The 22486-nt window shown below is 63.0% G+C and carries 22 protein-coding genes, 1 other RNA gene and 1 pseudogene; 14 read left to right on the forward strand and 10 right to left on the reverse strand.

Annotation, left to right across the window (positions count from 1 at the left end; translation table 11 throughout):
- The first annotated feature begins 4 nt into the window (after positions 1-4).
- On the forward strand, positions 5-628 hold the full coding sequence (locus BC360_RS23040; protein WP_065797043.1) for a dihydrofolate reductase family protein: 624 nt from the start codon (positions 5-7) through the stop codon (positions 626-628).
- A 76-nt stretch (positions 629-704) separates the two neighbouring features.
- Here the strand turns inward: BC360_RS23040 and BC360_RS23045 are convergent, their stop codons facing one another.
- From BC360_RS23045 to BC360_RS23060, 4 genes are all read right to left on the reverse strand, one after another.
- Entirely contained in the window at positions 705-1634 is a 930-nt protein-coding gene (locus tag BC360_RS23045) for a hypothetical protein (protein ID WP_065797044.1), read from the reverse strand.
- A 34-nt stretch (positions 1635-1668) separates the two neighbouring features.
- On the reverse strand, positions 1669-2472 hold the full coding sequence (locus BC360_RS23050) for a MerR family transcriptional regulator (RefSeq protein ID WP_065797045.1): 804 nt from the start codon (positions 2470-2472) through the stop codon (positions 1669-1671).
- Positions 2473-2625: 153 nt separating this feature from the next.
- Complete coding sequence (cml, locus tag BC360_RS23055) at positions 2626-3828, reverse strand: CmlA/FloR family chloramphenicol efflux MFS transporter (RefSeq protein ID WP_083222694.1); 1203 nt, start codon at positions 3826-3828, stop codon at positions 2626-2628.
- A gap of 266 nt (positions 3829-4094) precedes the next feature.
- On the reverse strand, positions 4095-4367 hold the full coding sequence (locus BC360_RS23060; protein ID WP_065784870.1) for a BON domain-containing protein: 273 nt from the start codon (positions 4365-4367) through the stop codon (positions 4095-4097).
- 162 nt (positions 4368-4529) lie between these two features.
- Here BC360_RS23060 and BC360_RS23065 point away from each other — a divergent pair, with 162 nt between their 5' ends.
- Positions 4530-5474: an AEC family transporter gene (locus BC360_RS23065; protein WP_065797046.1), complete on the forward strand. Its 945-nt coding sequence runs from the start codon at positions 4530-4532 to the stop codon at positions 5472-5474.
- Between the two features lie 98 nt (positions 5475-5572).
- Here BC360_RS23065 and BC360_RS23070 read toward each other — a convergent pair whose 3' ends face one another.
- Positions 5573-6253 carry a c-type cytochrome gene (locus tag BC360_RS23070; protein WP_065784872.1) on the reverse strand — a complete coding sequence of 227 codons (681 nt, stop codon included), beginning with the start codon at positions 6251-6253 and terminating at the stop codon, positions 5573-5575.
- Positions 6254-6409: 156 nt separating this feature from the next.
- Here BC360_RS23070 and BC360_RS23075 point away from each other — a divergent pair, with 156 nt between their 5' ends.
- The 3 genes from BC360_RS23075 to BC360_RS23085 all read left to right on the forward strand — a co-directional run bounded on the left by BC360_RS23075 (position 6410) and on the right by BC360_RS23085 (position 8415).
- Positions 6410-7165 (forward strand): 3-deoxy-manno-octulosonate cytidylyltransferase, encoded by a 756-nt coding sequence (locus BC360_RS23075; protein ID WP_065784873.1) that lies wholly within the window; start codon positions 6410-6412, stop codon positions 7163-7165.
- Positions 7166-7178: 13 nt separating this feature from the next.
- Positions 7179-8033, forward strand: a complete 855-nt coding sequence (locus BC360_RS23080) for a prephenate dehydratase (protein ID WP_083222695.1) — start codon at positions 7179-7181, stop codon at positions 8031-8033.
- 244 nt (positions 8034-8277) lie between these two features.
- Positions 8278-8415, forward strand: coding sequence for a DUF1127 domain-containing protein (locus BC360_RS23085; RefSeq protein ID WP_065784874.1), 138 nt, complete (start codon positions 8278-8280; stop codon positions 8413-8415).
- Positions 8416-8548: 133 nt separating this feature from the next.
- Here the strand turns inward: BC360_RS23085 and BC360_RS23090 are convergent.
- The 3 genes and pseudogenes from BC360_RS23090 to BC360_RS23100 form a co-directional block, all read right to left on the reverse strand.
- Positions 8549-8752 (reverse strand): annotated as a pseudogene (locus tag BC360_RS23090) (helix-turn-helix transcriptional regulator); the annotation flags it as partial.
- Between the two features lie 34 nt (positions 8753-8786).
- Complete coding sequence (nudC, locus tag BC360_RS23095) at positions 8787-9767, reverse strand: NAD(+) diphosphatase (protein WP_065784876.1); 981 nt, start codon at positions 9765-9767, stop codon at positions 8787-8789.
- Between the two features lie 2 nt (positions 9768-9769).
- Positions 9770-10174: an HIT domain-containing protein gene (locus BC360_RS23100; protein WP_083222696.1), complete on the reverse strand. Its 405-nt coding sequence runs from the start codon at positions 10172-10174 to the stop codon at positions 9770-9772.
- A 107-nt stretch (positions 10175-10281) separates the two neighbouring features.
- On the opposite strand from BC360_RS23100, the gene ffs reads away from it, so the two are divergent.
- The 3 genes from ffs (at position 10282) to BC360_RS23115 (ending at position 12764) form a co-directional block, all read left to right on the forward strand.
- Positions 10282-10379, forward strand: an RNA gene (ffs, locus tag BC360_RS23105) — signal recognition particle sRNA small type.
- A gap of 141 nt (positions 10380-10520) precedes the next feature.
- Positions 10521-12392 carry a DNA polymerase III subunit gamma/tau gene (locus BC360_RS23110; RefSeq protein ID WP_065797047.1) on the forward strand — a complete coding sequence of 624 codons (1872 nt, stop codon included), beginning with the start codon at positions 10521-10523 and terminating at the stop codon, positions 12390-12392.
- Positions 12393-12440: 48 nt separating this feature from the next.
- Positions 12441-12764, forward strand: a complete 324-nt coding sequence (locus BC360_RS23115; RefSeq protein ID WP_029742357.1) for a YbaB/EbfC family nucleoid-associated protein — start codon at positions 12441-12443, stop codon at positions 12762-12764.
- 20 nt (positions 12765-12784) lie between these two features.
- Here the strand turns inward: BC360_RS23115 and BC360_RS23120 are convergent, their stop codons facing one another.
- Positions 12785-14605 (reverse strand): patatin-like phospholipase family protein, encoded by a 1821-nt coding sequence (locus BC360_RS23120; protein WP_065797048.1) that lies wholly within the window; start codon positions 14603-14605, stop codon positions 12785-12787.
- Between the two features lie 232 nt (positions 14606-14837).
- On the opposite strand from BC360_RS23120, the gene BC360_RS23125 reads away from it, so the two are divergent.
- The 3 genes from BC360_RS23125 to BC360_RS23135 all read left to right on the forward strand — a co-directional run bounded on the left by BC360_RS23125 (position 14838) and on the right by BC360_RS23135 (position 17450).
- Complete coding sequence (locus BC360_RS23125; RefSeq protein ID WP_065797049.1) at positions 14838-15449, forward strand: LysE family translocator; 612 nt, start codon at positions 14838-14840, stop codon at positions 15447-15449.
- 107 nt (positions 15450-15556) lie between these two features.
- On the forward strand, positions 15557-16162 hold the full coding sequence (recR, locus tag BC360_RS23130; protein WP_065784880.1) for a recombination mediator RecR: 606 nt from the start codon (positions 15557-15559) through the stop codon (positions 16160-16162).
- 49 nt (positions 16163-16211) lie between these two features.
- On the forward strand, positions 16212-17450 hold the full coding sequence (locus BC360_RS23135) for a lytic murein transglycosylase (protein WP_065797050.1): 1239 nt from the start codon (positions 16212-16214) through the stop codon (positions 17448-17450).
- A gap of 95 nt (positions 17451-17545) precedes the next feature.
- Here BC360_RS23135 and BC360_RS23140 read toward each other — a convergent pair whose 3' ends face one another.
- Positions 17546-19180, reverse strand: coding sequence for an MFS transporter (locus BC360_RS23140; protein WP_065784882.1), 1635 nt, complete (start codon positions 19178-19180; stop codon positions 17546-17548).
- 275 nt (positions 19181-19455) lie between these two features.
- On the opposite strand from BC360_RS23140, the gene rimP reads away from it, so the two are divergent.
- From rimP to BC360_RS23155, 3 genes are read left to right on the forward strand one after another with little or no spacing between them, the layout of a single operon-like run.
- Entirely contained in the window at positions 19456-20076 is a 621-nt protein-coding gene (rimP, locus tag BC360_RS23145; RefSeq protein ID WP_065784883.1) for a ribosome maturation factor RimP, read from the forward strand.
- 47 nt (positions 20077-20123) lie between these two features.
- Positions 20124-21740, forward strand: coding sequence for a transcription termination factor NusA (gene nusA / locus BC360_RS23150; protein WP_065784884.1), 1617 nt, complete (start codon positions 20124-20126; stop codon positions 21738-21740).
- Positions 21740-22438 carry an RNA-binding protein gene (locus BC360_RS23155; protein WP_065784885.1) on the forward strand — a complete coding sequence of 233 codons (699 nt, stop codon included), beginning with the start codon at positions 21740-21742 and terminating at the stop codon, positions 22436-22438. The genes nusA and BC360_RS23155 overlap by 1 nt, the downstream gene beginning before the upstream one ends.
- Positions 22439-22486 lie beyond the last annotated feature (48 nt).

Here is a 22486-nt window from a genome sequence, read left to right on the forward strand (position 1 = left end):
GGGCATGCGCAAGATTGTCCTGCAGATGATGACGACGCTCAACGGGCGCCTCGACGATCCGCTGGCCTGGATCGGCAGCGTCGGCGACGACCAGTACCAGGCGATCGATCGGCTCTACGCCACCTATGACACCGTGCTCGTCGGGCGCGTGACCTACGAGGAAATGGCATCCTATTGGCCGGGCGCCCTGTCCGAGGACGTCGGAACCGAAACCAACCGCAAGATGGCCCGCCGGATGAACGACTACCGCAAGCTGGTCTTTACGCGCTCAGGGTCTCAGAAGCTGACCGAATGGAACAATGTCGAGCGGGTCGTCGTTGCCGATGACGAAGCGCTGGCCGCCTATCTCCTTGAGCTGAAAGCGCGGCCGGGCGGTGATATTCACCTCTCCGGCGGCGCCAGCCTCGCCCAGACTGTTATCGGACTTGGTCTCGTGGATGCGTTCCACTTCTTCGTCTATCCCGTCGCGTCCCCCGGTGCCACCTGGTTCGGTGCGCTTCCAAACAGGTATGATCTGCGGTTGATGGGCGCGGAAACCTATGACAACGGCGTCGTCGGCTTGCACTACGAACCGCTCGAACGCGAGAACGCGGAGCGGGCAGGCAGCTTTTCCAAGCTGCTCGTCTAACCACCTGCCTAACCGCCTGCCTAACCATGGGAGCCGCCACGCGCCGGCCGCCGCCGGAGCGGCGGTTGATCGGATGTCAACCGCCGTGCTCCAGCGCCGCCTTCAGTCGGTCGTAGGTCGGAGCAAGCGCGCGCAGGGCGTCGGCCGCAGCCGCATCCTTGCGCACGACCAGCGGATGCTGCATCGCGCCGATCAGCCGTGCCTGTTCGTCGGCGAGGCGGGCCGCCTCCTTGTACCCCACCCGTGCGAGGCAGGCGGCCGCATCGGCTGCCCGTCTGGCGCCGACACGGACGGCGAAGTGGATCAGGTGCGCGCGCAGTCCCTTGTCGCAACCGGTCTCGATGCGTGCGGCAAGCGTTTCGGCGGCTTCGGCATTGCCGAGGCTCCCAGGAGGGACGGGCAGGTCCGTCTCCATCGACAACCAATGAATGGCCGCCGGGATCGATGCCCGTATCGTCTCGATCTCCGACATCTCGGCGACACGGACAAAGTCGGTCCGCATGGTATAGGCATCACCATAGCTCAGCGTGTCGGCGCGCCAGGCGGCCATGAAGTTGGCGATCGGCAGGCGCGCATAGGGGTAGCCCTGCGGGTCGTGCATCAGCACGCTGTCCTCGTCCATGTCGAGCACCACGACATAGTGGTCGGCATCGATCGGTCCGCTCATGCCCGGCTGATGCCGGAGATGCCCCATCTCCACGGGACCGATCCAGACCGGCCCGTCCTTGAGGCTTGAGCGCAGGCGGGAAAGCGCGTCGTCCGCATCGCCGCCCTTGCTGACTGTCGACGTCCAGCCGAGCGCCGCAAGGGCGCCGTCGAATCCGGCTTCCGGATCCCAGCCATAGGGATCGAAGAACGGCAGGGTGCCGCCAATCAGCTGCATGCCGAACGGGCTGCCGGTGGCAAATTCGATCACCGCGGTGGAGGGCGCCTGCGCGCCGAACATCATGGCAAACGAGTTGGCGTAGCAATAGGGGCCGGAGCCCGTATAGGCGAAATGCATCATGATCGTCTGTCCTGTTAGATTATGGGTAGCTGATCTAGCTTATGGGGTAGGCGACATCGAAGGAGGCGCCGTGGCTGCCGGGGTAGATTTCGTAGGGGCTGCCGACGCAATGGATGTCGCTTCGCGCGTCCAGCCAGGTTTCGATGGCGTCGTAGATGCGCAAGATCAGCGGGAAGTTCTGGCAGGCGGCCGGCACGGGTAGAAAAACCTCGCGCCGTGCGGGCTGAAGGCGGATGCGCAGATCATCGACCGGCTCGATGCTGCCTTCATAGACAATGGCGACTTCCACCAGTCCCTCGCTGTCGCGGCTGACGGTCTCGTGGAAATGCACGGTCATTGCGCCGTCGCCGGCGATCCCGCAGCGGCGGAGGTGACCGCGGATATCCGCCTCGGCGCTCGCCATGAATGGATCGAGCGCTTCGATATCGAGCTGCCGCTGGCAGGTGATCAGCTTGCAGGCTTTAACCTCGCGTATGGCAATTTTCGAGATCAGCTCAGTATCACGACCGTCGGTCTGCCGCGCGATCGCCTCCACCAGCTCTGTCTGCTCGGTCAGCCGCTCGCATTGGGCGTCGAGCCAGGATCGCAATTCGACAAGGCGGCTCTCTGCATCGAGCTCTACCAGTTGGGCGACCCGCGCCACCGGAAGTCCGAGGCGTCGCAGCCGCGCGATCATCCGTGCCCAGGCGGCCTGCTCCGGCGCATAGTAGCGATAGCCCGTCGCCGGATCGATATAGGCAGGCACCAGCAGGCCCTGTTCGGCGTAAAGTCGCAGCGCCTTCGGAGATAGTCGCGTGGCCGCGCCGAAACGGCCGGCAAGAAGATAAGAATCACTCATGGCAGGGACTGTGGGGCTTGCCCCTGGGGCGAGGTCAAGGGGTAATCGCCGCTGCTGCGCTTGGCTCACATACGCCTTCCTGCCGGTCGCGCTGCCTGCGAAGTGCTACAGCGATCTTTGCGCGTCTGATAAGACGCGCGGCGCTGTAGCGGATCAGGCTTCTGCCCCGCGCCGCCTCGTCAGCAGAGCGAGGGCGGTCAGCGTAGTGATGGCCGTAGCCGATGAGTAGCCGGCTAATGGCCAGACGGTGTCGCCTCCGAGGAAGACGACCGCCAGCGTGCCGAGCACCCCGACAATCAGGCTCTGAATGCAGAAGTAGAGGGCAACGGCGGTTCCCGCCGCGTGGCCGAAGGTCTGGAGGGCTCCATTGGCGGTGACAGAGCCGGTGAAGACGATGCCGATGGCGATGACCCACATCGGCAGGACGAAGGTCCGGAATGACGGTGCGGCCGTGCTTTGGCAAACGGCGAGGAGCAACGCGCCAAGGATGAGCAGCGCCATCCCGCGGGTAAGGCTGCCGGCGATGCCCCAGAGCGTTACGAAGCGCTTGGCGAAGCGGGTCGTGAGGATCATCATCACCGCCACTGTCGCAAAGACCAGGCTGAAGCCGAGTTCCGAATAGCCCGCCCGATCGATCAGCACGCGCGGCGCCGTCGAGAAAAACACGAAGAACGAGCCCATCGCAGCACTGAAGCCGAGCGTGTAGGTCCAGAACGCCTCGTTCCGCAGGATCGGTGCAAAGGATCCTCTCTGGCCTTCGGCGTCGAGTGGCCGCGTTTCCCGCCATCTCGGCATCGCGTTCGCCGTGGCGGCGACTGCCAGGACGCCAAGCGTGACGAAGATCGCTCTCCATCCAAAATGGCCGGCAAGCAGCGCGCCGCCGATCGGTCCGAGGGCCGGGACGAAGGCGAGCATGGCACTGAAGAGGCCGTAGATGGTCGCGCCTTCGGGCCGTTCCGCATAGACGTCGCGAACCGTGGCAAAGGTCGCGACAAGGGCTGCCGATGCGCCGAGCGCCTGCAGGAGCCGAAGGGCGAGGAAGGCCGGAGCCGACGCGGTGGCGGCCATGAAAAGCGATGCGGCCGTAAACAGCAGCGCACCGCCGATGAGCACCGGACGCCGTCCGATGCGATCGGAAACCGGTCCGAAGGCGATCTGACCGAGGCCGAGGATGACCATGTATAGGCTTAACGTCAGCTGGATGATCGCCGGCGTCGTGGCAAGAATGCCGGGCATGTCAGGCACGACGGGCAGATAGATGTCCATCGCCAGCGAGGCGAGGATGTCGAACGGGGCCATCAGCAAAAGTGCTGCCGGCACCGAATGCTTCCAGGTTGGTGATCTATGATTGGGCACGATTGAACATCCGCTCAAATGAATGACATTCGGCGGCGCTCTGCCTTCTTATCGGTGGTGTGAAATGACCGGACAGACGCCGCAACAACGATCGGGTTGTTGCGGCTTATCTCGCTGCTGACTTGGTCGTCCCCATTCCGGTCTCCATGGAAAACTCAAGGCGCTGTGGTTGGCGCCGTGTCCATTTACCAGTCCAAGCAGCGGACGACAACCGACTACGGCCAGTCCGTGACGATCGACAGCGGAGCCATCTTTGCTCATGAGAGCTATGATTGCTGGCCCGGCTTCACCGTCAGGCGGTTCTCGACGCTGGTAACGCCGATCACCGATCTTGCCGCGTCGCCGGCGCAAGCCACGTCGGAATCGCTCAGGACATGGCCTGACAGCACGACCATTTCGCCGAGCGCCATCACCGAAATATCGGTGGTGTCGACGAAGGTGGCATAACGGATGAAGCGCAGAACCTTGCCCGCCAGATCGTCATCCTTCAGATGAGGATCGTCGTCCTGATGGGAGTAGATGGGCTTCTCTGTTGGCATCGTCGTTTTCCCGGTCCTGTTCGGGAACGCCCCGCGCAGTGGAATGTTCCGGTCTTTTTGCCTTTGGCTGCCGTTTCGCCAAGGGCGTGCGACTGGTCTTGCAACCTTGCGGCGGTCGCCGGAACGGGGCTATTCCTATCGGACCGATCCCAAGGCTGACGCATGTCCGATATCTTCCTGAACGTTCTGCCCATCTTCATCCTGATCCTGACCGGCTGGCTGATCGTCAGGCTCGGCTACCTGAAACCCACCGTCGGCGAAGGGCTCGGCGATTTCGTTTTCCGCGTCGCGGTGCCGGTTCTTCTGTTTCGCACGATCGCCGAGGCGGATTTTCGCGATGGCTCGCCCTGGCCGCTTTGGGTCGCCTACTTTTCCGGCGTCGCCGTCACCTGGACTATCGGCCATCTGGTGGCGACGCTCGCCTTCGGCCGCGATGCGCGCATGGGGGTGCTGGCCGGTGTTTCCTCGGCCTTCGCCAACACGGTCTTTATCGGCCTGCCGCTCGTGTCACGCATCGTCGGCGAGGAAGGGATCGTGGCGCTGTCGATCCTGCTGTCCGTCCATCTGCCGGTGATGATGATCTCCGGCACGGTGCTGATGGAGCGCGCCGAGCGCAAGGTCAGCGGCAGGCCGGGGCAAAGCCCGCTGAAGCTTTTGGCTGGCGTTGCCCGCAACCTGCTGCGCAATCCGCTGGTCATCGGCCTTGCCTTCGGCGCTGGCTTCCATCTGCTCGGTCAGCCGCTCGGTGGGCCGGTCAAGAGTGTTATCGATCAGCTTGCCGCCACCGCCGCGCCGGCCGCGCTGGTCTCGATCGGCATGGCACTCGACAAATACGGCCTTGCCGGCAATCTCGGACTGGCCACGGTGACGAGCCTGCTGAAGCTTGTGGTTCTGCCGGGTGTCGTCTTTGCCGCCTGCCATCTGCTCGGCCTCAACGACAACTGGACGACCGCGCTCGTGCTGACCGCGGCGGTGCCGACCGGCGTCAACGCATGGCTGATCGCCAATCACTTCAACGTCGGCCATGCGCTGGCATCCTCGACCATTACACTGACGACGGCGCTTGGCGTCGTCAGCGTTTCGGTCTGGGCTTACCTCCTGATGTAAATCAGCCTGATCTGAACGAGCCTGGCCTGGTTCCAGACAGCAAAAAGCCCGGCGCACTGGCCGGGCTTCTCGAAATCAGATCGTTGAAACGCTTGGGCTTAATGAGCCGGCGCGGGCTGACCTTCCGGAGCAGCCTGGCCTTCGGCCGGCTTGGCTTCCGTTGCCGGCGCTTCGGCCGGCTTCTCGGCGGCACCTTCGGTCGCGGCAGCCGGCGCGGCTTCTGCAGCCGCTGCATCCGGGAGAGCGGCCGGAGCATCGGCCTGTTCGCGGAGATATGCGATCAGGTTGGCGCGTTCGTCAGGCTTCTTGACGCCGGCAAAGCCCATCGCGGTACCCGGGACGTGCTTCTTCGGCGCTTCGATGAAGAAGCTGAGGTGGTCGTAGTCCCAAACGACCTTGCCGCCTTCGGAGAAGGTCTTCATGCCAGCCGAGTAGCTGAAGCCTTCATGCGAGGCGATCGGGCGGTTGACGAGACTCCAGAGGTTGGGGCCGACCTTGTTGGCCCCTCCCTTATCCACGGTGTGACAGCTTGCGCATTTCTTGAACACGGTTTGGCCGGCTGCGGCGTCTGCCTTGAGGAGCAGGGGCTTGATGTCGACTTCAGCCGCTTCCTGGGCGCCGCCGCCAGCTTCGGACGTGCCTTCTTCGGCGACGATCGCGAAGCCTTCCTTCTCGGGAGCCTCGGAATGGAAAATGCCTTCCGACGCAATGGATACGGACATCAGAACGAAAACCGTACCCAGAAAGGCACCCACGCCCATGTTCACATATGAGTTCATCTGCAAACGCTCCCTTTGCCACCGGCGTAAACAAAAACCCGGCCCATCTTGAAATCGCGCGGAACCTATGTCTTTTGGCTCTGCGTTGCAACAGAGATTATGGGCCCCTAACTGAGACTTTTTGACACTTTGGGCGGGGTTTTTGAAGGCCACATCATGAATCGCGAAAATTCAGGCAAAGCCATCGTGCTCATTCCGGCGCGCATGGCCTCCACCCGTCTGCCGGGCAAGCCGCTCGCCGACATTTGCGGCCTGCCGATGATCGTCCAGGTTGCCAAGCGTGCGGCGGAAGCCGATGTCGGGCGCGTCGTCGTGGCCGTCGACGACCAGAGTGTTTTCGATGTCGTTCGCGGCGCCGGTTTCGAGGCGATCATGACGCGGGTCGACCACCAGTCCGGATCCGACCGGATCTACGAGGCGCTGCTGAAGGCCGATCCGCATGGCGAGGCGGAGTTCGTCATCAACGTGCAGGGCGACCTGCCGACGATCGAGCCCGCACCGATTCGTGCCTCGCTGAAGCCGCTCGTCGAAAATGCCTCGACCGATATTGCGACCTTGACGGTGGCGATCACCGACGAAGAGGAAAAAAAGAGCCCCAACATCGTCAAGATCGTCGGCTCACCGCTGTCGGAGACGCGCCTGCGTGCGCTTTATTTTACGCGCGCGACCGCGCCCTACGGACAGGGGCCGCTCTACCACCACATCGGTCTTTATGCCTACCGCCGCCCGGCGCTCGAAAAATTCGTCGCTCTGAAGCCGTCGACGCTGGAGAAGCGCGAATCGCTCGAGCAGCTCAGGGCGCTTGAAGCCGGCATGCGCATCGATGTCGAAATCGTCGATACCGTGCCGCTCGGCGTCGATACGCCGGTCGAGCTGGAAAAAGCCCGCCGCATCCTTTCCGAAAAAGCCTGAGAAGGAAGACAGTGTGACCACCAAGACCAACAGGATCTCCTTCCAGGGCGATTACGGCGCCAATTCCGACATGGCCTGCCGCGACATGTTTCCGTCGATGGAGCCGCTGCCCTGCCAGACGTTCGAAGACGCCTTCGTGGCGGTCGAGAACGGTGAGGCGGATCTGGCGATGATCCCGATCGAGAACACCATCGCCGGCCGCGTCGCCGATATTCACCATCTGCTGCCCGAATCGCGTCTTCATATCGTCGGCGAATATTTCATGCCGATCCGCTTCCAGCTGATGGTGCTGCCGGGCGTCACGCGCGATGAGATCCGCACCGTCCACAGCCATATCCACGCGCTCGGGCAGTGCCGCAAGATCGTGCGCGCCAATGGCTGGAAGCCGGTGGTTGCCGGCGACACCGCAGGGGCTGCGAAACTGGTATCGGAAAAGGGGGATCGCTCGATGGCGGCGCTCGCGCCGCGGCTTGCCGCCGATCTCTACGGCCTCGAGATCGTCGCGGAGAATGTCGAGGACACCGAAAGCAATGTGACGCGCTTCGTGGTGCTGTCGCGCGAGGAACAGCGGCTTGCCCGCAGCGCCGATGACGAAGTGATCATCACCACCTTCGTCTTCAATGTGCGCAACATCCCGGCCGCGCTCTACAAGGCGATGGGCGGTTTTGCCACCAACGGCATCAACATGACGAAGCTCGAAAGCTACCAGCTCGGCGGCAAGTTCGTGGCCACGCAGTTCTACGCCGATATCGAAGGTCATCCGGACGACACGCCCGTGCGCCACGCCATGGAGGAGCTGCGCTTCTTCTCGGAGAAGGTCCGCATTCTCGGCACCTACAAGGCGCATCCGATGCGCGGCGTGCTTTAGACCTTTCCAGGAAAAGTGCGAAGTGGTTTTCCGTCAGGAAATGCGCGGAAATAAAGAGACGGAGCGTTTCTGTAACTCCGTCTAAACCGGAGACGCTCTGGCCGTTTCCGTCCGCACGGCAGATCAGGCTTACCAATGCGTTAACCCGTTACGCGTCTGGTGCATGCCTAATCTGCAATCGCGGCGGTACCTAAATAATGTGCAAATGCCTATTTGACGCTCGTTCACATATGGAGTGTCAAAAATGAAGATCCGTCAGAAGATCGTTGAATATGCAAAAATGCGCCGTGCGATCCGCGAGCTGAATTCGCTCGACGACCACGCCCTGAGCGATATCGGCATTTCCCGTTCGCAGATCCAGGCCGCCGTTTACGGCCGCTAATCAGCACCATTCGCCATATCCCGCCACCGAAGCTGGCGGGATACGCGCAATGCTCTACAGCGCCGCGCGTCAGATATGACGCGCAAAGGACGCTGCAGCACTTTGAACCCGCTGCATAATTTTATCCTTAAATCGGAACCATGAAGCCGGGCTTCAGGACATAGCCCAGCCCCGGCTCGCCCTCGATAGGGGCGCCCTGTGCCTGCAGGCTGGCAATATCGCGGTAGAGCGTTCTCAGGCTGACGCCGGTTTCCTCCGTCAGTCGCCGCCCGCTTACCGGCTGGCGGCAGCGGCGCAGCACCTGCAGAAGATCGAGCAACCGTTCGAAGCGGGACAAGGCCGGCCTCCTCTTGATCGAAGCCCGAGCGCTCTTACGCCCGCTCGCCCCAGGCGAGCCAGTCGCGCATCAGTTGGTGGGCGATCGCGCCTTTCGGCGGCGGAATGTGCTCATCGCCGGTGTCGGCGACGCCGGTCGACCTTTCGAGCATCGCGATGGTTTCCTCGCGTGTGAACCAGCGCACGTCCTCCAGTTCCTGTTCGTCGCGCTTGATGACAGTCGATTTTGCCTCGGCATAGCAGCCGATCATCAGCGAGTGCGGCAGCGGCCAGGGCTGCGAGGCGTGATAGCGCACGCGGCCGATGTGGATGCCGGATTCCTCATGGGTTTCGCGGCGCACGGCGTTTTCAATGGTTTCGCCCGGTTCGACGAAGCCGGCAAGGCACGAATACATGCCCGGCGCGAAATGCGGGCTGCGGCCGAGCAGGCAGAGATCGCGCTCCAGGTCGATGGTCATCATGATGACGACGGGATCGGTGCGGGGGAAAACCATGTGGCCGCAGGCGGTGCAGACGCGACGATAGCCGCCGGCCTTGCCTTCCATCGGTCCGGCGCAACGGCCGCAGAAGCGGTTGTTGGCGTTCCAGACGATGAGGCTCGACCCCTGGGCGAACTGACCAAGCAGTTCTTCCGGCAGCATCTGCTGGCGGTAGAGCGTCCGTCCGTCGGCGATCTTGAAAGGTTCGGCGATGTTCTCCTCGGTAAGGCCGGTCGGCACGGCGAGCCGCGGCTCGCCGTTCGGCAGGTAGCCGAGCAGGATCGTTTCGTCGAGTACCGGCTCGAGCCCGTCGAGCTCATAGGGTGCAAACAGCGGATCGATGATCTTCTCGTCGTGTTTGACGATCAGCTTCGGCCCGGAAAAGGCAAGGAAATGGGCGCCCGGATGCTTGAGCGCGACTTCGACGCAATCGTCGGCGCGGTGCTCGGACTGACGATCCAGGTGGTTCTCGGAAAAGGCGACGAGGGTGCTCGGCTCCGGATGGGGGCTTCGAAGGTCAAAGATCGATTTCGTCATGTTCAGAGATTTTCCAGAATGCGGGCTGCAAATGCCTGATGGTCTTTCTCACCCCAGGGCTCCGGCTTGCCGAAGCCCCAGACGGGTCCGGGCCAGTTCGGGTCGCCGTCGCTGCGGGCGATGATGTGCACATGGAGCTGCCGGACGATATTGCCGAGCGCCCCGACATTGATCTTCTCGGCACCGGTGACCTTTTTCAAGGCGGTCGCCACCATGTTGGTTTCGAAGGTCAGCATCGTCTGGTCGAGCGGTGTGAGATCGAAGATCTCGGAAATGCCCCCACGTTGGGGAATGAGGACCAGCCAGGGCCAGCGGCGATCGTTCATCAGCCGCATCTGGCAGAGGCCGATCGAGGCGATCGGTATGCCGTCGCGTTCAAGCCGCTCGTCGAGGGTGAATGTCGTCAAGAAGGTCTCCTTGGGTCGGGAGCGGATTCGCCTTGTTTTGCATATCGATATCAGTTTTTTGACGGCTTGGCTTGCATTTGCTTGCGATATTGCCGATATGGGAGCCGGGAGGTTGGTGGTGGACGAGCCACTCGCCAACCGGGTCAGGTCCGGAAGGAAGCAGCCCTAACGAGCCCCGGCACGGGTCATCGTGCCAGCCTCCCACCTGCATGATTGCTGAGATCGAAACCGCTCTCAGCAATCATGCAGCACCACAGAATGTTGCGGCGTCCAGACGCATCCGATGCGACGCGCGGTGCTGTAAGTCCGTCCTGTCGGGACACGAGTTCAAGCAGCGGCAGGGTCGATGAGCGACGAAACGTCCATTTCATCAGAACAGAAACCAGCCGCCTACCGCGTTCTGGCGCGCAAGTATCGCCCCAAGGATTTCTCCGACCTGATGGTCGGCCAGGAGCCGATGGTGCGCACGCTGACCAACGCGTTCGAAACCGGCCGCATCGCTCAAGCCTACATGCTGACCGGCGTGCGCGGCGTGGGCAAGACCACCACCGCCCGCATTCTCGCCCGTGCCCTGAACTACAAGACAGCAGACGTCGATCAGCCGACGATCGATCTGCGCGTCCCCGGCGAGCATTGCCAGGCGATCATGGACGGGCGCCATGTCGACGTCATCGAGATGGACGCCGCCTCCCATACGGGCATCGACGACATCCGCGAGATCATCGAGCAGGTGCGCTACCGCCCGGTCTCGGCGCGCTACAAAGTCTACATCATCGACGAAGTGCACATGCTGTCGACGCAGGCCTTCAACGGCCTGTTGAAGACGCTCGAAGAGCCGCCGGAGCATGTGAAATTCATCTTCGCCACCACCGAAATCCGCAAGGTGCCGATCACCGTTCTGTCGCGCTGCCAGCGGTTTGATCTCAGGCGCATCAGCGGCTCCGATCTCGTCGGCCTGTTTTCGACCATTCTCGGCAAGGAAGGTGTTCGTTTCGACCCGGAAGCGCTGGCGCTGGTTGCGCGTGCCGCCGAAGGTTCGGCCCGTGACGGCCTGTCGCTGCTCGATCAGGCGATCGCCCATGGCGGCGGTTCGGTCGAGGTCGAGACCGTGCGCACCATGCTCGGCCTTGCCGATCGCGCCCGCATCGTCGATCTGTTCGAGCATATCGTCAGGGGCGACGTTGCTGCAGCGCTTGGAGAATTCGCGGCACAATACGAGGCCGGCGCCAACCCGACCGTGGTCCTGACCGATCTTGCCGATTTCACCCATCTCGTAACCCGGCTGAAATACGTGCCTGACGCTGCCAATGACCAGTCCTTGAGCGAGATCGAGCGCACGCGCGGTGCCGAATTTGCCGGCAATGTCGCCGTCAGTACGCTGTCGCGCATCTGGCAGATGCTGCTGAAGGGCATTCCCGAGGCCGAAAGCTCGTCGCGCCCGGCGGGTGCTGCCGAAATGGTGTTGATTCGGCTTGCCCACGCGGCCCATCTTCCGCCGCCCGAAGACGCGGCGAGACGTGTGCTCGAACTGTCCGGCAGCGACAATGGCGGCGCCCGTCCTGCATCAGGTGGCGGCAATGGCGGCGGCATGCAGGCGTCAGTTGGTGCCCCCTTGCAGGCGCAGGCCGCCCAGTCGACATCGATGGGACGACCGACCGGCAACGGCGCGACGATGTTGCGCGCGGTTCCCGATGTCAGCCCGCAGCCGATCAGCGTCGGACATATCGAGGAGCGGCCGGCAGCCGCGCCTGCAGCCAAGGCGCAGCCGGCGGTGCCGGTCAATTCGGTCAGCGATATCGCCGACCTCTGTGCGAAGAACAAGGACATCAAGCTGAAGACGCTGGTGCGCGGCTTCGTGCGGCTGGTGCGCATCGAGCCCGGTCGTCTTGATGTCAACGTTCCCGATGACGCGCCGAAGACCCTGCTCGGCGAACTCGCCGTCAAGCTCAAGGAATGGACCGGCATTCACTGGATCGTCAGCTATAGCCGCGAGCCCGGCGAGCCGACGATGATCGAAGCCGAGCAGCGGGCCCAGGAGCAGCGTGTCAGCGACGCGCGCCAGGACCCGGATGTGGCCGCCATTCTCGCCCGCTTTCCGGGCGCCAAGATCACCGACGTGCGTATTCGCGCCGTCGAGGAGGAAGAGGCCGAGAGCGTTGCTCCGGCCACAGCCGAATCTGCCGATGGCGATATCGTCCCCGGCGACGATATCGAATAGTCCGTCGGAACGAACGACCGGACATTTTTTTAAGAACAGGAGACGACGATGCGCGACATCATGGGGATGATGGGCAAGGTCAAGGAAATGCAGGCCAAGATGGAGAAGATGCAGGCGGAAATCGCCGCACTCGAAGTCGATGGCACCTCTGGCGGCGGCCTCGTCACCGTCCGTCTCGATGGCAAGGGCACCCTGAAGAGCCTGAAGATCGACCCGTCGCTGTTTAAGGAAGACGACGTCGAGATCCTCGAAGACCTGATCGTTGCCGCCCACAAGGACGCCAAGGACAAGGCCGAGGCCGTGCAGGCCGAAAAGACCCGCGAACTCACCGCCGGCCTGCCGATCCCGCCCGGCATGAAGCTGCCGTTCTGATCGGCCGTTCTTCGCTGCTATCAATCGGGCGGCGGTGCCGGAACGATCGGCTTCGCCGGGCTGGCACCACGCGGATTGGTGTCCATGCTTGCGGTGATGCGCAGATCGGCTTTCTGTGTGGAGGCCGGCGGTATCGGTCGTTGATCGAGCGCCGCGCCGATTTCAGCGAGCCTCGAGGCGAAATCGTTGAGCGCCGCGCGTTCGGCCCTGGACGACCCCACCAATCCGGTCGGGTCGTAGTTCGCCAGGATCGTTGGATAGTCGGAGGTGCTGTCCGTCGGCGGCGCATAGTAGCGTGCCGAGAGCTTTCGCAGCGATTCCGCCAGCGTCGGCAGCATCGTCAACGCACGACGCCAACGGTGTTCGTTGAAGTCGAAATCGGCAAGAATCGTCTCACCGGCCTTTCCGCCGAGGGCGCTGAGATAGGCGACCGTTTCGCGATCCATATCCAGATTGAGCCCACCCTCCTTGTCATCGTCGAGCCTGATTTCGACGATCCGCTCGCTGTAACCGTGCAACTGGCTCTGCAGTGTGTCCTGCCAATTGCGCGCCGTGTCGAGGATGGCGCCGACAAAGCCGAGCAGCCCCTCGACCGGGTAGATGGGGGCGACCTTGCCTTCGGACGTCTTGCGCGGAAGATTGACGCGGCTTGCCCCTTCCGCGTCATCGCCGTGCCGTCGCCGATCGTAGCTGGTCAGCGAGATGCCGAAGGTCGGTCGTCCGGGCAGAAGGCCGTCGAAAAGATGGATCGGAAAGTTGCTGGTGATGCCGCCGTCGGAAAACAGACAGCGGATGTGCGCGGCGGGATCGCGTCGTACGCTGCTTTTCAGCGAGTAGTCGTAGCGGTAAAGCGGCACGGCACGAATTAGCCCGGGAAAGCTGAGACTCATACGGGCGATAATGGCCACGGGCAGCTTGCTTGCCGGCGGAAGCTGGTAGAAATCCTTCGATCCATCGGCGGCGACGATGTCGCGGGGTTTGCTCTCCTTGAGCAGGTACGCCATGATCGACGGCGGAAACAACGCCTCGAACTCCGACTTGCGATAGTTATGGACCCGGTCGCCGAAAGGCAACTCATAGGGACGGCGCGAGGAGAGGTCGGTGGTCACGCTTCGAAGTGTGATGTCATGTGCCTCGAGGTCGCCAATGGTCAACGGCCTGTCCGAACCATCCTGCCGGAGCGGGCCGGCTATCGCCTCTATTCTTTCCGCGATCCAGTTGGTGAAAGCCGGGTTCTTCGTGCCCGGCTGGGTCAGGCCGCTGCATAGACCGAAATCGTTGGCCGGCAGGGACACTGCTACCGCCCGGTAGAATTGATAGAGGATCATCAGGATTGCGCCGATCAGGGCGATAACGATGCCAAGCAGCATTGTCGCGACGCCGAGGCTGAGCACACCGGCAACAGAGATCAAAATGCCGGGTGCTGCGCCAAGCAGCGCCGGCACGGCAAAGACCCGCAGCGTCTCCAAGGCGCAGGCCCTGGCTCTGCTGTGCTTCGTGCGAACGACTGCCATGCCGATGCGAAAGAGAGGGGCGGTGTCGGACGAGGGCTGAAAGAAGGTTTTGAGGCTTGCCGCCAGCTCGCCAGGCATGGCGTCGATGAGAGCAAAGCCAGCATTCTTCTCTTCCGCCGTCGCGCCGGTTTGCCGCCGGTACTCTGCGGCCGCCGTCACAACGGCGGCGATTGCGCCGGCCGAAGTTCCGCCAATGTGCATGAAGCGGTAACGGGTCGCCAGCTCAGTGATGGCGCGTGGAAACACCACGCCGGAGGTGATACCGCCCTTCATGATAAGGTCGCACTCTTCGCTGGGCTTGGCGTAGCGGAAAGTCGTGTCGTTCATCGCACCCTCCATCTCCGAAGAACAACATTAGATTGTGTTGATGTTACTGCATAATTCCTTAAATCGGATCCGATTTAAGGATAAAATTATGCAGCAGGTTTAAAGCGTTACAGCGTCCTTTGCGCGTCATGTTTGACGCGCGGCGCTGTAGAAGCACGCGATTTCGCGCTGGCGGAAGGCTGGCGCCGTCGGCAAGGCATGGTAAGTTGCCGCCTGCCGAGGAGGATCGCGCATGACCATGACGTCCCTGCTTATGTTTGCCGGCGCATTGCTGGTTGCGGCCGGCTCGCCCGGCCCGAGCGTCGCGGCGCTTGTGGCGCGCGTGCTGTCGAAGGGCGCCAGCGACGTGCTGCCCTTCCTGGTGGCGCTCTGGATCGGCGAGGCCATCTGGCTGTCGTTTGCGGTGGCGGGCCTGGCGGCGATCGCCGAAAGCTTCCATCTGCTGTTCGTTGCCATCAAGTGGCTGGGCGTCGCCTACCTGCTCTATCTCGCCTGGAAAATGTGGATGGCCGAACCGGATCTGCCCGGTGACAGTCTGCCGCCGTTGCGGTCGGCTCCCAAGCTGTTCTTCGGCGGCCTGACCGTGACGCTCGGCAATCCCAAGGTGATGATGTTCTACGTCGCGCTGTTGCCCTCGATCATCGACCTGCGCTCGGTCACCTTGATCGGCTGGATGGAGCTGGTCGCGACCATGCTGGTGGTTCTGGTCGTGGTCGATCTGGGCTGGGTCACCATGGCCGCCAATGCCCGCAAGCTCCTCAAAAGCAAGCGCGCCGTGCGCATCGCCAATCGCGCCAGTGCCGGAACCATTGCCGGGGCGGCCGTCGTCATCGCCACCCGTTGAGTTCTGCTCCCACGCGTCCGTGGGCTGCTGCTCTGTTGAGGGCAGGCACGGCGTCATATTCCGGTTAATCGATTCCGTTTGTCGGCGATATGAGCTAAAAGCGCCGCATGGCAAAGCGAGTCACCGGTCCCGAAATCGAAAAATTGATCCAGCTGCTGGCAAAGGTGCCGGGGCTGGGGCCGCGTTCGGCGCGGCGCGCGGCACTGCATCTGGTCAAGAAGAAGGACCAGCTGCTCGGCCCGCTGGCGGAAGCCATGGGCGAGGCCCATCGCAAGGTGCGCATCTGCTCGTGCTGCGGCAATGTCGATACGATCGACCCCTGCACGGTCTGCGCCGATGAACGCCGCGACCAGTCGGTGATCATCGTCGTCGAGGATGTCGCCGATCTCTGGGCGCTGGAACGCGCTGCGGCGCTGAACGCCGCCTATCACGTGCTTGGCGGCACGCTGTCGCCGCTCGACGGCGTCGGCCCCGACGATCTCAACATCAAGGGGCTGGTGCAACGCGTTGCCAATGGCGGTGTGCGCGAACTGATCATCGCCGTCAACGCCACGGTCGAGGGCCAGACTACCGCCCACTACATCACCGACCAGCTCGAGGGCATGGAGGTGAAGATCACCCGGCTTGCCCATGGCGTGCCGGTCGGCGGCGAACTCGATTATCTCGACGAGGGCACGCTGGCGGCCGCCCTTCGCGCCCGCACCTCGATCTGAGCGGACCTGCCGCTCCACCCGCCTGCGATCCAACCAATAGGGAAGCCGGATGCTGAGATTTCTATCACTGTCGACATTGCTGTTCTGCGTTTTCGCGGGGCTAGCCCAGGCGGCCTCCAAGGCGGATGTCGAGAACCAGTTTCGCCAGTGGCTTGAGCGCGATCTCTGGCCGGAAGCCGAGAAGTCGGGCGTTTCGGCGCGATCGTTCAAGGCGGCCTTTGCCGACGTCAAACTGAACTGGGAGCTGCCCGATCTGGCGCCACCCGGTTTCCCCAAGCCGAAGGAGCAAAAGCAGAGCCAGGCGGAGTTTTCCTCGCCCGGCAGCTACTTCTCCGAAAAGCGCCTGCAGGGACTGGCGGCAACGGGGCGAAGCCTTGCCTCCACCCACGCCGCCACCTTGAAGCGGATCGAGAAGGCCTATGGCGTTCCGGCATCGGTGATCGTTGCGATCTGGGGCCGTGAATCCGGTTTCGGCCGCGCGAAAATTCCCTATCCGGTCGTTGACGTGCTGGCGACGAAGGCCTTCATGTCGACCCGGCCGGACCTGTTCCGGCGCGAACTGATCGCCGCCTTGCACATACTGGAAAGCGGCGACGTCGAGGAGGCGTCGATGCGCGGTTCCTGGGCTGGCGCCATGGGACAGCCGCAGTTCATGCCATCGAGCTTCCTGCAATATGCCGTCGATTTCGACGGCGACGGTCGCCGTGACATCTGGACCTCGGTTCCCGACAGCCTGGCCTCGATCGCCAACTATCTCGTCAAGAAGGGCTGGCAGCGCGGCCGCGACTGGGGCTTCGAAGTGTCGATCCCGGCCGGCGTCTCCTGTTCGCAGGAAGGTCCGGATCTTGCCCGGCCGATGTCCGACTGGGCGGCCAACGGCATCGCCCGCATTTCCGGCAAGGCGTTCCCGTCGCATGAGCTTTCGGCACCCTCGATGATGCTGGTTCCGGCCGGCACACATGGGCCGGAGTTCATCGTCACGCCGAATTTCTACGTGCTCAAGGAGTACAACAACTCCGACCTCTACGCGCTGTTCATCGGCAATCTTGCCGACCGCATCGGCTCCGGTGGCGGCACCTTCCGTGGCACCTGGGGCGATGTCGGCAACATGCTGCGCTCCGATGTGCTGGCGATGCAGAAGGCCCTGGTTGCCAAGGGCTACGATGTCGGCAAGGCCGATGGTCTTGCCGGCTACAAGACGCGCCGCTCGCTCGGCGACTGGCAGGCCAAGAATGGCTTGGCGCCGACCTGCTTTCCCGACGCTTCGCTGAAGGCGAAGCTTCGGTAATTTTCCGCCCAGCGGCGCCCCGGGTTTGTCGCCATTCCCGACGGGGCCGCTTGTCTCATGGCATCGGGCGCTATGCGCCCTCGCGGGACGGCGCGTCAGTGCATGTCGACGTTCACCTGTCGCTTGTAGCGCTCGTAATGGGTGGGAACGATCGTCTGCCGCTCGATCATGCGGTGCACCCGCGGTGGTGCTGCGCCGCGATGCAGCGCCGTCAGCTTGTCGCCGACCGAGGCGTCGGCTTGTGTGCGGCGCTGGTTATGGCGCACATACTCCACCCAGGTCGGCACATGATAGGTTTCCGTCCAGGTCGTCGGAATTTCCAGATCGCGCATCAGCGCCCAATGGCCGGCGCCGTCGCGGATGCGGATGCGCCGCCGCTCGGCCATGGTCTCGAGGAATTCCGGTATGTCGGCGTCGTCGATCTCGTAATCGATCATGATGACGATCGGACCGCTGCGGGGCTTCAGGTCCAGCTCGAGCGGCGGCTCATTGAACCGGTTGAGCGGGTCGAGGTTGAGCGACTTGAACTCCGGCAAGGGCAGGCGCAGGCCGACGGCCGCACCCGCCAGCATCAGCAGACAGGAGACGGTAAGCGCATTGGTGGCGCCATAGAGATCGGCCGTGGTGCCCCAGAGCCAGCTGCCGCCGGCGATGCCGCCAAAGGTCATGGTCTGGTAGAGCGACAGCGCCCGACCCACGACCCAGCGCGGCGCCGAAAGCTGGACGGTCGTATTGAACAGCGACAGCGCCAGAACCCAGGATGCGCCGGAGACCAAGAGCATGAGACAGCTCAGCCAGGCGTAGGGGCTGAATGCAATGACGAGCGTGCTCAAGGCAAAGCCGCCAAAGGCCAGGCGGACGATCGCCTCGCTCGACATCATTTCGCGCAGTCTTGCGCTGAGCAATGCGCCGCCGATCGCCCCAAGGCCGAAGGCGCCGAGCATCAGGCCGTAGGTGAGCGGACCGCCCTGGACAAGATCGCGCGCCACCAGCGGCAGAAGCGCGAGAATGGCGCTTGCCGACAGGCCGAACAGGAAGCCACGCACCAGTACCTTGCCGATATTGGGCGACATGACGACATAGCGCAGGCCCGCCGTGATCGCCCGGCCGAGCGTTTCGCGCGGCAGCGGGCTCATGGTCACCTCGCGCCGCCAGCGCACGAGCGCAAAGAGGATGGCGAAGTAGCTGAGTGAATTGGCGGCGAAGGCTGCCGCCGCACCCGCCGTCGCCACGATCACGCCGCCGATCGCCGGGCCGACGCTGCGGGTGATGTTGAAGCCCATGCTGTTGAGCGCAACTGCCGCCGGCAGGTCGTCGCGCGGAACCATGTCGCCGACCGAGGCCTGCCAGGAGGGATTGTTGAGAGCGGTGCCGCAGCCAATCAGGAAGGTGAAGAGCAGAAGCAGCCAGGGCGTGATGATGCCGAGATAGGCGCAGACGGTCAGAAGCACCGACACCGTCAGCATGAAACACTGCGCCACCAGCATGATCCGTCGCCGGTCGAAATTGTCGGCCAGCGCCCCGGAAACCAGCGAGAACATCATGATGGGAAGCGAGGTCGACGCCTGCACCAGCGCGACCATGTTGGCCGACGAGGAAATCGAGGTCATCAGCCAGGCGGCGCCGACTGTCTGGATCAGGCCGCCGAAGTTGGATGCGAGGCTCGCGATCCAGATCGTGCGGAAGATGTCGTGCTTGAAGGGGGCCAGTGGCGAGATTCGGGTGGGCACCTCGTCTTCTCTCTCGTGTCTTTTGATTGCGGTATCGAAGCGGTTCGTTGCCTGTTATAAACCTCGAAGGTCGAAGTGCCAGCCGCTGAAACTTGCCGTCGCATCGATTGCCTGCCGCCCGCATCTCTCTGGCGGCTTCGGCCGCCGCCGGTCGAACACCTTGCAATTTGCGGCAACGAGGCGTATATGGGCCTCAAATTCTTGATCGGTAGATGAAGAGTGGGCCCGTCAGGACCCGCTCTTTTTTATTAGCCGGTCCCATGAGGAGACATCGTTTGTCCGATCCGACAACGGCTGAAAATGAATACGAACCCCGCCTGATCACCGAGACCGGGCTTGATCAGCGCATCGCCGACATCATCGAGCCGGTGCTGACGCCGATGGGCTATCGCCTGGTGCGCGTGCGCATGTCCGGCCAGAACGGCTTGACACTGCAGATCATGGCCGAGCGCAACGACGGCACCATGACCGTCGACGATTGCGAAGCGATCTCGATGGCCATTTCGCCGGTTCTCGATGTGGAAGATCCGGTCGACAAGGCGTATCATCTGGAAGTGTCGTCGCCCGGCATCGACCGCCCGATGGTTCGCAAGTCCGATTTCTTCCGCTGGCAGGGTCACCTGCTGAAATGCGAGACCTCGGTGTTGGTCGAAGGCCGCAAGCGTTTCCGCGGCAAGATCGTGTCGGTGGATGCGGATGGTTTCCAGCTCGAGCGCGATCAGCCGGCCTATGGCGAGGAAGCGACGGTGGTCATTCCTTTCACGACGCTTGCGGAAGCGCGGTTGATCCTGACCGACGACCTGATCCGCGACGCCCTGACAGCCGACAAGAAGGCCAAGGCAGCGCGCGCCGCGAACGAGAATTTTGAAGACGAAGATTCACCTATCGACGAATAAAAGCCGGGCGGTGCTTGAGGCCCCCTGCAACCAGACGGAGACATGAGATGGCAGTCAGTGCTAACCGGCTCGAGCTTCTGCAGATCGCAGATGCAGTGGCACGCGAAAAGGTGATCGACCGCGAGATCGTTCTGGCCGCGATGGCCGATGCGATCCAGAAGGCCGCGCGCTCCCGCTATGGTTCGGAATCGAACATCCGCGCCGACATCAATTCCAAGACCGGCGAAATCCGCCTGCAGCGTCTCCTGGAAGTGGTCGAGAAGGCGGAAGACTATTCCACCCAGATCCCGCTCGAGCTGGCCCGCGACCGCAACCCGGACGCCAAGCTTGGCGACTTCATCGCCGACCCGCTGCCGCCGATGGATTTCGGCCGTATCGCCGCCCAGTCGGCCAAGCAGGTCATCGTGCAGAAGGTTCGCGAAGCCGAGCGTGACCGCCAGTTCGACGAATTCAAGGATCGCGTCGGCGAGATCGTCAACGGCACTGTCAAGCGCGTCGAATACGGCAACGTCATCGTCGACCTCGGCCGTGGCGAAGGCATCATCCGCCGCGACGAGATGATCCCGCGCGAAAACATGCGTTACGGCGACCGCGTCCGCGCCTTCGTCTACGACGTTCGCCGCGAACAGCGCGGCCCGCAGATCTTCCTGTCGCGTACGCATCCGCAGTTCATGGTTAAGCTCTTCACCATGGAAGTGCCGGAAATCTACGACGGCATCATCCAGATCAAGTCGGTTGCCCGTGATCCGGGTTCGCGCGCCAAGATCGCCGTGATCTCGAACGATAGCTCGATCGATCCGGTCGGCGCCTGCGTCGGTATGCGCGGTTCGCGCGTTCAGGCCGTCGTCGGCGAACTGCAGGGCGAAAAGATCGATATCATTCCGTGGTCGCAGGATCCGGCATCGTTCATCGTCAACGCGCTGCAGCCGGCGGAAGTCGCCAAGGTCGTTCTCGACGAAGACGCAGAGCGCATCGAAGTTGTGGTTCCGGACGAGCAGCTGTCGCTCGCCATCGGCCGCCGCGGCCAGAACGTTCGCCTCGCTTCGCAGCTGACCGGCTGGGACATCGACATCCTCACCGAGCAGGAAGAAAGCGAACGTCGCCAGAAGGAATTCAACGAGCGCACCAACCTGTTCATGGACTCGCTCGACGTCGACGAGATGGTCGGCCAGGTTCTGGCTTCCGAAGGCTTCGCCGCCGTCGAGGAGCTGGCCTATGTCGATCTCGACGAAATCGCCTCGATCGACGGCTTCGACGACGAAACGGCCACCGAAATCCAGACCCGCGCCCGCGAGTATCTGGACAGGCTGGAAGCCGAGATGGACGCCAAGCGCAAGGAACTCGGCGTTGCCGACGAACTGCGCACGATCAACGGCTTGACCAGCCCGATGCTGGTCGCGCTCGGCGAAGAAGGCATCAAGACCATCGAGGACTTTGCCGGTTGCGCCGCCGACGACCTGGTCGGCTGGAGCGAACGCAAGGACGGCGAGACCAAGCGCTTCGAGGGTACGTTCTCGAAGTTCGAGGTTTCGCGTGCCGAAGCTGAAGCCATGATCGTTCAGGCCCGCCTTGCTGCCGGCTGGATCACGGAAGACGACCTTGCCGTTGAGCAGGAAGAAGACGAGGCGATCGAGGTTGCCGAAGGCGCGGAACAGGACGCCTGATGGCGACCACCGCATCGACTGACGCTGACGCTCTGCCTTCGGACAAGGGTCCGAAGGACAAGAGCGGCAGCACCCGGACTTGCATCGTCACGCGCGAGAGTGGCTCGCCCGACGATCTGATCCGCTTCGTCGCCGGACCCGACGGCCGCATCGTTCCCGATCTGAAGCGTCAGCTTCCGGGACGCGGCTGCTGGATCAAGGCGGAGCGGGCGCTGGTCGAAAAGGCCATGGCGAAGAAACTTTTCGCCCGGGCCTTGAAGGCCGACGTCAAGGTCGATGCGACGCTCGCCGACGACGTCGACAGGCTGCTCGTCGAGCAGCTTGCCGGAATGATGAACATGGCGCGCAAGGCGGCCCAGTTCATCTCCGGCGCGACGAAGACGGAGCAGGCTGTTCGTGGATTGGCGGCACTCGCCGTCTTCCACGCGAGTGATGCGGCAGCCGACGGCGTCCGCAAGATTGACCAGGCCCGCAAGGCGATGAGCTTTGTGGTTGAAGATGAAACGGAAATACCCGCGTTCCGCCCCTTCACGGCGGCGGAAATGGAGGGCCTTTTGGGAAGTAATGCTTTTATCCATGCCGCAACGCTTGCAGGGCAGGCGGGTGAGGGTGTAGTGAAGCGCGCAATCATGCTCGAAAAGTACCGTGGATCCGTCCCGGTCCGGGCCGAAGGCGGCGCTGGCAAGCCACAGCAATGACCCGCGTCACCGGCAAAGTCCGGCATCGCGTACATTGTTTGAGACAAT

It is taken from the genome of Ensifer sp. LC163, from assembly GCF_001695855.1.
In the GTDB taxonomy this organism is placed as follows: domain Bacteria; phylum Pseudomonadota; class Alphaproteobacteria; order Rhizobiales; family Rhizobiaceae; genus Ensifer.